We start from the raw sequence: 13,425 nt of genomic DNA on the forward strand, positions 1-13,425 counted from the left end.
TTATTTCAATAAAACCTGCTAAAGAGATTTAGCAAGCTCTATTGAGACAAAACAATTTGTCTCAATTCTTAAAGAAGCGGCCACAGGCCGCTCCCCTAAGAAATGACTTCCTTTAATTATTTTTCAGGAACTTTTACGCTACCATCAAGGATTTTAGCTTTTGCATCTTCAACAGCTTTTTTACCTTCTTCAGAAAGGTTTGTCACTGCCAAGTCAACACCTTTATCCTTCAATGAGTAAACGATAACTTGACCACCAGGGAATTCACCTTTTTCAGCTTTGTTGGCAAGGTCTTTTACAGCTGTACCAACTTGTTTCAAAGTAGAAGCAAGTACGAAGTTAGCTTCTTTACCGTCTTTAGAAGTATATTTACCTTCTTCAACTTGGTCGCGGTCTACACCGATAACCCAAACTTTTTCGCTTTCGTTTTTGCTTTCATTCAAAGATTTAGCTTCTGAGAAGACACCTGCACCAGTACCACCAGCTGCTTGGTAGATTACGTCTGCACCTGCAGCGTATTGAGCTGCAGCGATTGTTTTCCCTTTAGCGGCATCACCAAATGAACCAGCGTAGTCTACTTGAACTTTGATAGATGGGTCAACTGACTCAACACCAGCTTTGAAACCAGCTGCGAAACGAGAAATAACTTCAGATTCCATACCACCTACAAAACCAACTTGTTTTGTCTTAGTAGTTTTAGCTGCTGCTACACCTGCAAGGTAAGCTGCTTCATTATCAGCAAAAGTAGCACTTACAACATTTTTTTGGTCTTTAATCACATCGTCAATCAAAACATAGTTTTTATCTGTGTGTTCTTTGGCAGCATCAGCAACTGCATTTTTAAGTGCAAAACCAATTCCATAGATCAAGTTGTAGTTTCCAGCTGCTTGTTGCAAGTTGTTTGCGTAGTCAGCTTCACTTGTTGATTGGAAGTAAGTGTAACCTTTATCTTTTTCAAGGTTGTGTTCTTTACCCCAAGCTTGAAGACCTTCCCAAGCTGATTGGTTAAAGGATTTATCATCAACACCACCAGTATCTGTAACGATAGCTGCTTTAGTCTTCACATCAGAAGAAGATGAAGCTGCGTTACGAGAAGAGCGATTACCACATGCAGCAAGTCCAAATGCTGCTACTGCAACTAGACCAAGGCCTAGCCATTGTTTTTTGTTCATTACTGAACCTCCTAAATAAGATGCGCAACAAAGTTGCAAGTATGGATTGATTGGCCACAAGGACCCTTGCCACTCAGTGAGTGACACAGACTATTGCAAGTCTGTAAAAGAATATGGAAGTAATTCCCCGACCGTCATCTCGACCGTCGTTTTATCTTTGGCGACTAGAGTCACCTTTAGATCTGGTTTAAAAAATTCGACCATAACCTGTCGGCAAGCACCGCAAGGAGAAATAGGTTTCTCAGTTTGACCATAGACAATCAATTCTGAAAACTCACGTTGTCCTTCAGAGACAGCTTTAAAAATAGCTGTTCTCTCACCACAGTTGGTCAAGGGGTAGCTAGCATTTTCAATATTGCATCCTGTATAAACACTTCCGTCCTTGGCAACCAGAACGGCACCAATTGGAAAGTGTGAATAGGGTACATAGGCGTTTTTACTAGTCTCAATCGCTAAGTCAATCAACTCAGTAGTCGCCATCTGCTAACTCTCCTTTTAAGATTGCTACACCAGAAGATGTTCCGATACGAGTAGTTCCAGCTTCAACAAAGGCTACTGCATCTACATAAGAACGAGCTCCACCAGCAGCCTTAACCCCCATATCAGGACCAACTGTCTGACGCATTAATTGAACATCTGGCAAAGTCGCTCCACCTGTTGAGAAACCAGTAGAAGTCTTGACAAAGTCTGCCCCTGCCTTCTGAGCTAGCTGACAAGCTAGAACTTTTTCTTCATCAGTTAACAAACAAGCCTCGATAATAACCTTAACAAGTTTGTCTCCGCTTGCTTCAACAACAGCTCGAATATCTGACTCAACTAATGCAGCATTCCCAGACTTGAGTGCACCAACATTGATAACCATATCAATTTCATCAGCACCATTTTGGATGGCTTCTTTGGTTTCATAAGCTTTGACAGCTGAAGTTGTAGCTCCAAGCGGGAATCCTACTACTGTACAAACCTTGACATCAGTATCTACGAGTGCAGTTCTTGCATGCGAAACCCAGCAAGGATTGACACAAACACTGGCAAAATCGTACTCTCTTGCTTCAGATAGCAAACGATCGATTTGCTGTTCGGTAGCATCTTGCTTTAAAAGCGTATGATCAATGTATTTATTTAATTTCATTTCGGTTTTTCCTTAAATTAGGAGATGATTTCAATGATTTCACGCGTTTTGATCGCTTCATCACTTATCTTAATTTTAACATAATTTTGGAAATCTGTAACTAGTTCCGGAGAAATTTTCCCATTTGTATATACTTTTGCGACAATTTCACCCTTTTTGACTGATTCTCCAACTTTCTTCTCAAAAACGATACCTGTCTCATAGTCAAGAGCATCTGTTTTAACGGCACGACCAGCACCCAATCTCATAGCAAAAAGACCAAACTCCATGGCTGGAAGTTCTGCGATAAGTCCGTCTTCTTGAGCAGGAATATCAACTACATGGTCAACTTTTACTGGACGATAGAGGGCTTCTAGGTCTCCACCCTGAGCTAGAACCATCTCTTCAAATTTCTTGAGAGCCTTACCATTTTCAAGATGTTGCCTTACTTCCTCAATAGTTTTTTCAACATTTGCTAATGATAACATAATCTGGGCCAACTCACAGATAAAGTGGCTAATATCTTGACGGCCTTTACCTTGAAGAATTTCCAGAGCTTCTAGGATTTCTAAACGATTACCAATGGCACGTCCCAAAGGTTGACTCATATCAGTAATAACTGCTACTGTCTTACGACCTACAGCCTTACCAAGGTTTACCATGGTTTGAGCCAGTTGGCGTGCCTCATCAACTGTCTTCATAAAGGCACCTTCACCCACTGTTACATCAAGTAAGATAGCATCAGCTCCAGCTGCAATTTTTTTACTCATGACCGAACTAGCAATCAAGGGAATAGTATCCACTGTTGCTGTCACATCACGAAGGGCATAGAGAAGCTTATCCGCCTTAACTAGTTGATCCGACTGACCAATAACTGAAACCCCAATATCTTGAACTTGTTTGATAAATTCATCCTGACTTTGTTCAATCTGAAAACCTTTGATGGATTCTAATTTATCGATAGTACCACCGGTATGCCCCAAACCTCTACCACTCATCTTGGCCACTGGGACATCAAAACTGGCTACCAAGGGTGCTAGAATTAAAGTTACCTTGTCACCAACACCACCCGTAGAGTGTTTATCAACCTTCACACCATCTATAGCTGACAAATCAAACTCCTGACCTGTCTTTACCATATTCATGGTTAAGTCAGAAATTTCTCTCGTAGTCATTCCTTGGAAATAAACTGCCATGGCAAATGCTGACATCTGGTAATCAGGAACAGTTCCTGCTACATAGCCTTCGATCAACCATTGGATTTCGTTCGAACTGAGTTCTTGCCCGTCTCTTTTTTTCTGGATTAGATCTACTGCTCTCATTCTTTCACACTTCTAAGGATATAATATCCCTTATCTTTTTTTACAACCTCGCAATTGCCAAATACGTCTTCCATCTTACTTTTGGCACTAGGAGCTCCTTGTTTCTTTTGGATGACAATAGTCAAATCTCCACCGTCTACTAAAAAGTCTATACTTTTTTCGATGATTTCGTGAACTACTTGTTTGCCTGCACGTATGGGCGGATTCGAAATGACATGGTTAAATTGTCCCTCTACCTGCTCATAAATATTAGACTGGAAGATAGTCGCTTGAACCTTGTTTTTTACTGCATTTTGCTGGGCTAAATCCAGGGCACGATTATTGATATCCACCATAGTCGCCTGGACATCATAAGCCTTAACCAAAGACAAGCCTATTGGACCATAGCCACAACCAACATCAAGAATTTTTTCACCTTTTTCAACATCAAGGCATCTTAACAACAACTGACTTCCAAAGTCAATCATTTTTTTACTAAAGACACCAGCATCTGTCAAAAAGGCCATCTTTTGCCCAAGTAGCTCAACTCTAAGCTCATGAATATCATGGGCTGCATCTGGATTTTCTGCATAATACATTTTACTCATGATACTATTTTACCATAATTTGACTTAAATTGTAAATCGTTTACAAAGGTATCAAGCCCTTACATCACATTGTATTTTCTCAAAAATAATATAAATTCGGATTAACATTAGGGACCTAGTAAAAAGCTCCCAACTGCCATGGTAATCGGAAAAGCAAAAATGCAAGCAAGACCAAAAAAGAAGAGCCAACACCTTCGTTTAAAGAAAGCTAGCACAAGGTAGCCAAGACCTATGAGGGGCAATAAGATAAACAGAACAAAAGTGGTCCAGTTATGGCTCTGAGTTCCTATCGTAAAGGAGAAATTCACCCAGTTTGGTGATAACCATAAAAAAATAACAAATAGGCTGAACAAACCCAGCGCCTTTTCTCTTAATCTAGCTTTCATCTTAACACCTCCTTTATAGGTTTTCCTCCTTATATTTTAACAAAGAAAGCGCTTTTTCTCAATTGGTCAGATGGTTATTCTTTCTAAAATATGGTATACTAAGATATCAAACGAGGATATAGTATGACCAACGAATTTTTACATTTTGAAAAGATAAACCGCGAAACTTGGCAATCCTTGCATCGCAAAACAACCCCTCCCCTGACCGAGGAAGAGTTAGATTCTATTAAGAGTTTCAATGACCAGATTAGCCTTCAAGACGTTACGGATATCTATCTGCCACTGGCACATCTGATTCAGATTTACAAACGTTCCAAAGAAGACCTTGCCTTCTCAAAAGGCATTTTTCTTCAAAGAGAGAGCAAAAAACAGCCCTTTATTATTGGAGTTTCAGGAAGTGTCGCTGTCGGTAAATCAACTACTAGTCGGCTCTTGCAAATTTTGCTGTCTCGTATCGTTCCTGGAGCAAGTGTTGAACTAGTTACTACAGATGGTTTTTTATACTCAAATAGTGTCTTAATTGAGCAAGACATTCTCAACCGCAAGGGTTTTCCTGAGAGCTACGACATGGAAGCTTTGCTCAATTTCCTAGACCAACTCAAAAATGGGCAGGATGTTGATATACCTGTTTATTCCCATGAAATCTATGATATTGTCCCTGGTCAAAAACAACGAGTAGAAGCCGCTGATTTTGTCATTGTTGAGGGAATCAACGTATTCCAAAATCCCCATAATGACCGTCTCTATATTACTGATTTCTTTGACTTTTCAATCTATGTCGACGCCGCAGTCGAAGACATTGAAAGCTGGTATTTGGATCGTTTCTTAAAACTTCTTAGCTTTGCTCAAGATGATCCAGGAAACTATTACTACCGTTTCACTCAACTTCCTCTTAGTGAAGTCAAGGATTTTGCCCACCAAGTTTGGACCAGTATCAACCTAACCAATCTCCAGAATTACATTGAACCAACACGAAATCGTGCAGAGGTCATTCTCCATAAATCTAAAAATCACGAAATTGATGAAATTTACTTAAAAAAATAATTTTCCCTTGTCAAAACGTCAGTTTTCAGATATAATGGTATAGTTAGTAAAAATGGAGGTAAGAACATTGGCAAACATTAAATCAGCTATCAAACGCGCTGAATTGAACGTTAAACAAAACGAAAAAAACTCAGCTCAAAAATCAGCTATGCGTACTGCTATCAAAGCTTTTGAAGCAAACCCATCTGAAGAACTTTACCGTGCTGCCAGCTCAGCTATCGATAAAGCAGAAACTAAAGGTTTGATCCACAAAAATAAAGCTAGCCGTGATAAAGCACGTCTTGCAGCTAAACTTGGTTAATCATTAACTGCATACAAAATGAGCTCCTCGGAGCTTTTTTTGTGCACATTTTCTGGAGGTTATTATGAAAATAGCTATCATTGGATATTCTGGATCAGGCAAATCTACTCTGGCAGAAAAACTAGCTAAGCACTACTCTATCCCCAAACTTCATATGGATACTCTCCAATTTCAGCCAGGGTGGCAAGATAGTGACCGCGACTGGATGCTGAACGAAATGAAAACTTTTCTAGTCAAAAACGAAAACTGGGTCATTGATGGCAACTACTCTTGGTGTTGCTATGAGGAAAGAATGGAGCAAGCTGACCAGATCATCTTTTTAAACTTCTCTGCTTGGACTTGTTTGCTAAGAGCCTTTAAACGCTATTTAAAATACAGAGGAAAAGTGAGAGAAAGTATGGCTAAAGGATGCCCCGAGCAGTTCAACTGGGAATTTATTCGTTGGATTCTCTGGGATGGACGAACAAAAAATGCTAAGGATAGATACCAATACTTAAACAATACTTACCCAGAAAAGATGCGTATTCTCCATTCTCAAGCAGAGATTGATTGTTTTTTGCGATTTTTAAAAAAGTAAACAATATAGTAGCATTTCATTAAAATCAGTATGTACTGATTGACTAAAAAAGGAAGATTTTCATCCAGAAAATCTTCCTTTTTTCCATTTATTCAACAATTAAAAATAACTCGAGCAATTTATAAATCAAATTTGAGATTCCCCGATAAATGGAGAGAATCTTGTTCATAGTTTCTGAGTTCATGATACAAAAAAAACTGAAGGAAGTAAAGTCCTACTTCTTTCAGTTTTTTATTGTCTCAATTTAGAAAAAACTTCTCCAATCTTACCTTCGATAACCAAATCAGCTTGGCTGTCTTGAGGAGTGCTGGACTTGTTGATAACGACAAGATTTGCCCCTGAAAAATAATTGATTAGGCTTGCTGAATGACTTGGGCTGCTCGACTAAAAACATCCATATCCAGAGGTTCTTCATAAAGGGTTACGTCAGGTTTGACCACCTTACCACAATCTAAGCAGTAAGGAACTGGACCTTCAAGTGCCAAAAATGCATTCAAATCATAAAAGCGATGACAGCCCAAACAGTAATTACGATCTGCACTGCCATGCAGTTTCAAAACTTTCTGAGATCCTGCCATTTCATGGAGGCTATCGATATTTTGCGTCACAATCGCCTTTAATTTGCCTGTTTTTTCCAAAGACGCTAGATAATCATGTGCTAAATTCGGCTTAGCATCTGGATAGACCAGATACTTTTTGTAGAAGTCAAAAAAATCCTCTGGATAGCGCTCAAACATAGTGCGTGAAACCAGTTGCTCGGCAGTAAAATGGCGACCTAGTTTCAGACTATAGATACCATCTGAACTACGAAAATCTGGAATATTAGACTCTGTAGAAACCCCTGCACCACCGAAAAAGACAATTCTCTGACTTTGATCAATAATACCTTGTAGTTGTTCAATTTTATCCATTTTGTACTCCTAGGAATTTTCAAGTTAAAAAGTTGAAAGCCTTGACTGCTTGACAACTTGGCTTCCAACTTCTTTTGATTATGATTTAGATATTAAACTGACTAGTCTCGGTCCTTTGACACAATTAGGCTTCCTTAAATTTCCTTATTCTTACCTATTTCAGGATTGATTCATTGTTGGCGGTTATCATTTTGAGAACAAGAGAAATCACATGAATGGAATCTACCTATAGTCAGCAATCAATGTTTCCAAACCAACCTTCATCATATCAGTGAAGGTGTTTTGGCGTTCTTCAGCTGTAGTGTCTTCTTCTGGGTTAACCAAGCTGTCAGAAATCGTCATAATAGCTAAAGCATCGACATGGTGTTGGGCAGCAAGATAGTAAAGAGCCGCCGCTTCCATTTCGACAGCTTTCACACCCCATTTACCAAGCTCGATGTTCTTATCACCATAATTAGAATAGAAAACGTCTGATGACAAGACATTTCCGACGTGAGTAGTCATACCGAGGTCTTTGGCAATATGGTAGGCTTTATCTAGCAAATCAAAGCTAGCAATTTGAGGAAAATCGTATTGAGGCCAGTCATTACGAATGATATTTGAATTGGTAGCAGCTGCTTGTGCCAAGACCAACTCACGAACGTGAACATCCTCATTCAAAGAACCGGCTGTACCGACACGGATCAATTTCTTCACTCCGTAGTCGACAATCAATTCACGAGCATAGATAGAGATTGAGGGCATACCCATTCCTGTTCCCATAACAGATATACGGTGACCTTTGTAAGTACCTGTATAACCAAACATGTTACGAACTTCGTTAAAGCAAACAGCATCTTCAAGGAAATTCTCAGCGATAAATTTCGCACGAAGAGGATCTCCAGGAAGGAGAATTTTATCAGCAATTTCACCCTGCTTAGCAGCAATATGGATAGACATAATATAAGATACCAAGGGCGTAAAAGAGGCAAAGTAAAAATAGGAAATCCGACAAAGATGCCTCGCATCTAGGAGGATTTATCTTTTTTACACAGCCTCTAGCCCGGGTTCAGTTTCAAACCCGAACTACCCTTCCTTTCATTTTTTATAAACAAGACAGGCGACAGAGAACAAAGTAAAAATAGGAAACTGGCGACGCATTGTAAATGCTAGACAGTTTATCTTTTTTACACAGTTCTCCTCCCGTATTCAGTTCAGCTAATACGGTTAACCCATCCTTTCTTTTTTAATTGAGTAATTAGAAAAGCTTTCCGCTCGTGTTCAAATTAGAACACACGCTCTACCTTTCTATAAGATACCAAGCCCGTAAAAAGCACAGTGAAAATAGGGGATTGACGCAGCAAGTACTGGACTTGCAAGGCAATCAATCTTTTTCACACAGCTTTTAGGGCGGGTTCAATTGTAAGTTAGTTTTGAAAGTTGAGGCGATTACGGGTTCAATTTCAAACCCGAACTCCCTTTCCTTTTCTTTCATTTTTATATTTAATTTGTTAATGAATCCAAAAATGCATAGAGTTTTGCATTCATTTCTTGATAATCATATGCACGAATAGCTTCAGGCTTTTGAACATAAGTCAAATTCTTGCTTTGTTCTTCCAAAACTTCTTCACCATCCGCAGCAATTAAGAGCTCTACTGCTTCTGGATCAAATTCCAAATGAGCTTGGAAGGCATAGTGTTTAGGACTAAAGCGAATAATCTGACGTGGACACCCTTGACTGGTCGCAAGGACGACAGCATCTTCTGTCAATCCTGGCATATCGCCATGCCAATGGCCGGTATTTAAAGTTTGTCCAAGAACTTTGACATGTTCATCTTTTAAACCAGCTTCAGTAAGCGTTATTGGATAAACACCAATCTCACGCTCTGGACTATGTTCATACTCTGCTCCATAAGCAACAGACAAGAGCTGAGCACCAAGACAAACCCCAACAATATAACGATCTTCCTTCATAGCCTTTTGAATCAGCTCAATCTCTGCCTTTGGATCATAATATGGGAATTTTTCTCTATCCTCATCAGGAGATTGAGGACCACCCATAACAATCAGAAAATCAATTCCGTCAACAGTTTCCGGAAGAGACTCTTTTTCGTAGACCTTAGTCGTAGTCACTTGATGGCCACGCTCCTGCGCCCATTTTAGATAAGCGCCCGGCACTTCAAAGGTTTCATGCAGTACAAAATGTACCTTCATCGTTTCTTCTCCCATCTCTTTCGAATCACGTAAGACAGACCAGCCGCAAGTACAAGCGGAATTGTCAAACTCCAAGTTTGGCCTGTAAATCCAAGGCTCAGGGCAATGGCTGTCAGAGGAGCTTTTAAGGTCGTCCCTAAAAAGACGGTCGCTCCTAGTAACATCCCTAGAGCAGGATCTAGATGAATCCCAACTGCTGTCAAAAGCAAGGTCACTAGATAGCCAGATCCAATACCTAAGGCAAATGATGGTGTCAAAGTTCCCCCATACGCACCATTGCGCAAGAGGAGATAAACCAGAAGCCCCTTCACTGCAAGAGCCAGTGGAAGATAAGGAATCGACTGACTAGACAAGAGGACTTGCGCTAGTACCTGGCCATTTCCCATAAAGATAGGGAAAAAGGCTACTAGGCTCCCCAGCACTAGAAAGGCTAGAGGAAGAGCCCAAAGAATCGTCCCATCCTTCCGCCGTTTGTGACTAGCCCGCTTGGCTAGGAAAGCAAAGACCAGAGCCAAGGGAGTGACCAAGAAAGCAATCACAATAGCCTGTAAGAAGCCGCTAGCCGACCATGAGACTGCGGACAGGTGATAAACGGCCTCCTGACCAACGATGGACTGAGCGACCCAGGTGGCCAGATAAGTACTGGTCAAAACCAGTAGAAAGTTCTGCCAACTGAAGGCGAGCCCTAAGGTCTCAAAGACAAACAAGCTACTGGCAAAGGGAACCTGATATACCGCAGCTAAACCAGCTCCAGCACCGCAGGCGATCAAGACTTTTCGCTCTTTGAGGGCTAGAGAAAAACCTTTCGCCAAGCGACCAGCTAGAAGAGCCCCGACCTCACGTGGTGCTCCTTCTTTTCCGACCGATGCACCTGCTCCGACAATCGCAACCTGCATACCTGCATGAAGGAGGTGGGCTAAGGGCGCTGGTTCCCTGTCTCCAGCTAAGTCAATTTGCTGGCGAATAGACAGAATCTTATAACGCTTTTGCAGGAAATACCAGAAGCCAGCTGCCAAGCACCCAGTCACACATAAGACCAAAAATCTACGGAGACCTCCAGCTTCTTGAAATTGCTGGAGTAAATCCGACTCATCTTGGCCAAAAGCCAGCCCTTGCACCCCTTCTAGTAGATAATGACAGGCAATTCCGACCAGACCCGTCCCTATTCCTAATGATAAAGTGGCTAGAAGCACTCTCAGTCCATAGGGAATACTTTGGAGTCGTACTCTCATAACATTACAATTCTGCAAGAATCGCTTTCAGCAAGCCTTTAAAGTCGCCTTTTACACGTTCGGTCACTTCTACCACTTCTTCGTGGTTGAGTTCTTCTTGGAAACCAGCCGCAAAGTTGGTAATATATGAAATACCAAGAACTTTCAAGCCAGAGTGAGCTGCCACGATAACTTCAGGAACAGTGGACATACCAACCGCATCTGCACCAAGTGTCTTATACGCACGGATTTCAGCTGGAGTTTCATAAGTTGGACCAGTTACACCGATATAAACACCGTCATCAAGTTTAACACCAAGCTTTTCAGCAACTGCATGAGCTGTAGCACGGTATTCTGGAGTGTAGGCTTTTGACATGTCTGGGAAACGTGGACCGAAGTCATCTAAGTTTTCACCGATTAGAGGGTTTTGGCCTGTCATATTGATGTGGTCAGTGATAGCCATCAAAGTACCAGGACCAAAGCCGATACCACCAGCAGCATTGGTAACAATCACACCTTCACAGCCCAAAACTTTCATAACACGAACTGGGAAAGTAACAACTTCCAGCGGATTTCCTTCATAGAAATGAAAACGTCCTTGAAGGGCTAAAACTTTACGTCCTGCAAGCTCACCGTACACCAATTTTCCAGCGTGTCCAACAACAGTAGAACGTCCCCAGTTTGGAATCTCAGCATAGTCTACCACAACTGGATTTTCGATTTCTTCAGCAAGTTCGCCAAGTCCTGATCCAAGAATCAAGCCGAACTCTGGTGCTTCTACTCCCTTTTCTTTTAAGAAAGCAGCTGTTTCATTGATTTTTGCTAATAATGTCATTTTCTATCTCCTTTATAATCTTTTAAAAATTGACCGATTTTGTCAAAGGTTTTTGCATTGCGAATAGTAATATTACGATAGAAAGGCATCTTAAGCAGGAACTTGTGATAGGCTGTTTTGCTATAGGTTTCTTCTGAGAATTTGCCCCAGAAGATTCCCAGTTTCCCGAAATGAAGCAGTTCATCTCCTAGCTTCAAAGTAAGCAACTTCTCTTCTACGGATTCCCTATCCAAGTCCTCCGTGTAAAAGAGGATATCCTTTCGAGCCATTTCTTGGAACCACCATTCCGGAAGAGTTCTAAGCTCCTCTTCGTAATCTTCTTGACTTAACAAGGAAAAATGTTGGATAAATGGATAATGCTTGTCAAAGAAAGCCTGTAAGATCTCCACTAGTTGAGTCTTCGAGATACTTGTGTCAAAGAAAATATTGCCACTATTGATGTAGGTTTCAACATTTTCCAATCCCAACTCTGTCAATTCTTGACGAAGCTGGGCCATGACCACCTTATGTTTCCCACCGACATTGATCCCTCTAACCAGTAATGCCAAGCGAGTCATCTTAAACCAATTTATCTAAGAAGCTTTCACCAATCATAGCCTTATCTACGCCAAAGTTATCAGCGATTGTTGCCGAAATATCAGCAAAATGACCGATTGGTAAGTGTCCATTTCCTTTTAGTGATGGGCTATAGACCAAAAGTGGAATATATTCACGAGTATGGTCTGTACCTGCATAAGTAGGATCATTACCATGGTCAGCAGTAATCATGAGTAGATCATCTTCTCTCATAGCAGCGATAAGCTCTGGCAAACGTTCATCAAACTCATGCAAGCAATCACGGTAACCATGCGGATCACGGCGGTGACCGTAAAGGGCATCAAAGTCGACTAAGTTAGTGAATGAAAATCCTTTTTCAAACTCAGTAAGGCCCATTGTTGTCAAAAGTGTGTCAATTCCATGGCTATTTGACTTATTGTGTCCCATATCATGGTTCACCCCAGCACCATTAAAGATATCGCTAATCTTACCTACTGAGTAAGTATCAATGCCTGCTTCGTTGAGTTTGTCCAAAACTGTTGGAGCAAATGGTGATACAGCCAAGTCACGACGATTTGCAGTACGTGTAAAGTTTCCTGGCTCCCCAACGTATGGACGGGCAATGATACGTCCTAGAAGAGCCGGACGTTCCAATGTAATCGAACGAGCGTATTCACAGATACGGTACAATTCATCCAAAGGAATGATGTCTTCGTGGGCCGCAATTTGAAGAACTGGGTCAGCTGATGTATAGATAATCAACTCACCTGTTTCCATTTGGCGTGGTCCAAAATCATCGATGACAGCAGTTCCTGAGTAAGGTTTGTTTGCTTCACGGATTACTTTACGACCTGAAAATTCTTCAATCTTTGTAAGGATTTCTTCTGGGAATCCATTCCAGAAAGTATCGAAAGGTTCAGTGATATTGAGGCCCATGATTTCCCAGTGACCTGTCATGGTGTCTTTACCTAATGACACTTCCTCAAGTTTAGTGTAGTAACCGCTAGGATTTGCTTCTGCGGGAACAGTTTTTAGTGCTGTCTCACGCTCGATGTTCCCAAGACCAATCTTAGCCATGTTAGGAACATTCAAACCAACTGATTTTGAAATATGGCCAAGTGTATCAGATGCTCCATCTGGAACCCCTGCATTGACAAAGTTATTAGCATCTGGTGCTGCACCGATTCCTACAGAATCAAGTACCACCAAGTGAATACGTTTAAATTTTGACATCGTTTGCC

General features: G+C 41.0%; 15 protein-coding genes and 1 pseudogene. 3 read left to right on the forward strand and 13 right to left on the reverse strand.

Going from position 1 to position 13,425, the window contains the following annotated elements; translation table 11 throughout:
• Positions 1-116: 116 nt before the first annotated feature.
• The 6 genes from ACESOD_RS02045 to ACESOD_RS02070 form a co-directional block, all read right to left on the reverse strand.
• The gene (locus ACESOD_RS02045) at positions 117-1,172 is read right to left on the reverse strand and encodes a BMP family lipoprotein (RefSeq protein WP_373093688.1); all 1,056 of its coding nucleotides are present in this window, start codon (positions 1,170-1,172) and stop codon (positions 117-119) included.
• 90 nt (positions 1,173-1,262) lie between these two features.
• Positions 1,263-1,652: a cytidine deaminase gene (locus ACESOD_RS02050; RefSeq protein ID WP_373093690.1), complete on the reverse strand. Its 390-nt coding sequence runs from the start codon at positions 1,650-1,652 to the stop codon at positions 1,263-1,265.
• Positions 1,639-2,301, reverse strand: a complete 663-nt coding sequence (gene deoC / locus ACESOD_RS02055) for a deoxyribose-phosphate aldolase (RefSeq protein WP_373093691.1) — start codon at positions 2,299-2,301, stop codon at positions 1,639-1,641. The genes ACESOD_RS02050 and deoC overlap by 14 nt, the downstream gene beginning before the upstream one ends.
• Before the next feature lie 17 nt (positions 2,302-2,318).
• A complete protein-coding gene (locus ACESOD_RS02060) occupies positions 2,319-3,602 on the reverse strand; it encodes a pyrimidine-nucleoside phosphorylase (protein WP_373093692.1) in 1,284 nt (427 codons plus the stop codon).
• Complete coding sequence (locus ACESOD_RS02065; protein ID WP_373093693.1) at positions 3,599-4,189, reverse strand: class I SAM-dependent methyltransferase; 591 nt, start codon at positions 4,187-4,189, stop codon at positions 3,599-3,601. The genes ACESOD_RS02060 and ACESOD_RS02065 overlap by 4 nt, the downstream gene beginning before the upstream one ends.
• Before the next feature lie 107 nt (positions 4,190-4,296).
• Positions 4,297-4,575, reverse strand: a complete 279-nt coding sequence (locus ACESOD_RS02070) for a 1,4-dihydroxy-2-naphthoate prenyltransferase (RefSeq protein WP_373093694.1) — start codon at positions 4,573-4,575, stop codon at positions 4,297-4,299.
• 123 nt (positions 4,576-4,698) lie between these two features.
• Here ACESOD_RS02070 and coaA point away from each other — a divergent pair, with 123 nt between their 5' ends.
• The 3 genes from coaA (at position 4,699) to ACESOD_RS02085 (ending at position 6,497) form a co-directional block, all read left to right on the forward strand.
• A complete protein-coding gene (gene coaA, locus ACESOD_RS02075) occupies positions 4,699-5,619 on the forward strand; it encodes a type I pantothenate kinase (RefSeq protein ID WP_373093696.1) in 921 nt (306 codons plus the stop codon).
• A 52-nt stretch (positions 5,620-5,671) separates the two neighbouring features.
• Positions 5,672-5,920, forward strand: a complete 249-nt coding sequence (rpsT, locus tag ACESOD_RS02080; RefSeq protein WP_029689628.1) for a 30S ribosomal protein S20 — start codon at positions 5,672-5,674, stop codon at positions 5,918-5,920.
• 64 nt (positions 5,921-5,984) lie between these two features.
• Positions 5,985-6,497, forward strand: a complete 513-nt coding sequence (locus ACESOD_RS02085) for a DNA topology modulation protein (RefSeq protein WP_373093698.1) — start codon at positions 5,985-5,987, stop codon at positions 6,495-6,497.
• Between the two features lie 231 nt (positions 6,498-6,728).
• Here ACESOD_RS02085 and ACESOD_RS02090 read toward each other — a convergent pair.
• The 7 genes and pseudogenes from ACESOD_RS02090 to ACESOD_RS02120 form a co-directional block, all read right to left on the reverse strand.
• A pseudogene (locus tag ACESOD_RS02090) lies at positions 6,729-7,408 on the reverse strand (NAD-dependent protein deacylase).
• Between the two features lie 222 nt (positions 7,409-7,630).
• The gene (gene deoD, locus ACESOD_RS02095) at positions 7,631-8,347 is read right to left on the reverse strand and encodes a purine-nucleoside phosphorylase (RefSeq protein ID WP_373093700.1); all 717 of its coding nucleotides are present in this window, start codon (positions 8,345-8,347) and stop codon (positions 7,631-7,633) included.
• 543 nt (positions 8,348-8,890) lie between these two features.
• Positions 8,891-9,601 carry a type 1 glutamine amidotransferase gene (locus ACESOD_RS02100; protein WP_373093702.1) on the reverse strand — a complete coding sequence of 237 codons (711 nt, stop codon included), beginning with the start codon at positions 9,599-9,601 and terminating at the stop codon, positions 8,891-8,893.
• Positions 9,598-10,833: a chloride channel protein gene (locus tag ACESOD_RS02105; RefSeq protein WP_373093704.1), complete on the reverse strand. Its 1,236-nt coding sequence runs from the start codon at positions 10,831-10,833 to the stop codon at positions 9,598-9,600. The genes ACESOD_RS02100 and ACESOD_RS02105 overlap by 4 nt, the downstream gene beginning before the upstream one ends.
• 4 nt (positions 10,834-10,837) lie before the next feature.
• A complete protein-coding gene (locus ACESOD_RS02110) occupies positions 10,838-11,647 on the reverse strand; it encodes a purine-nucleoside phosphorylase (protein ID WP_373093706.1) in 810 nt (269 codons plus the stop codon).
• A complete protein-coding gene (locus tag ACESOD_RS02115; RefSeq protein ID WP_373093708.1) occupies positions 11,644-12,204 on the reverse strand; it encodes a DUF1697 domain-containing protein in 561 nt (186 codons plus the stop codon). The genes ACESOD_RS02110 and ACESOD_RS02115 overlap by 4 nt, the downstream gene beginning before the upstream one ends.
• 1 nt (position 12,205) lies before the next feature.
• Positions 12,206-13,417 (reverse strand): phosphopentomutase, encoded by a 1,212-nt coding sequence (locus ACESOD_RS02120; protein WP_373093710.1) that lies wholly within the window; start codon positions 13,415-13,417, stop codon positions 12,206-12,208.
• Positions 13,418-13,425 lie beyond the last annotated feature (8 nt).

Source organism: Streptococcus oralis, from assembly GCF_964238205.1.
GTDB classification, from domain to species: domain Bacteria; phylum Bacillota; class Bacilli; order Lactobacillales; family Streptococcaceae; genus Streptococcus; species Streptococcus oralis_CZ.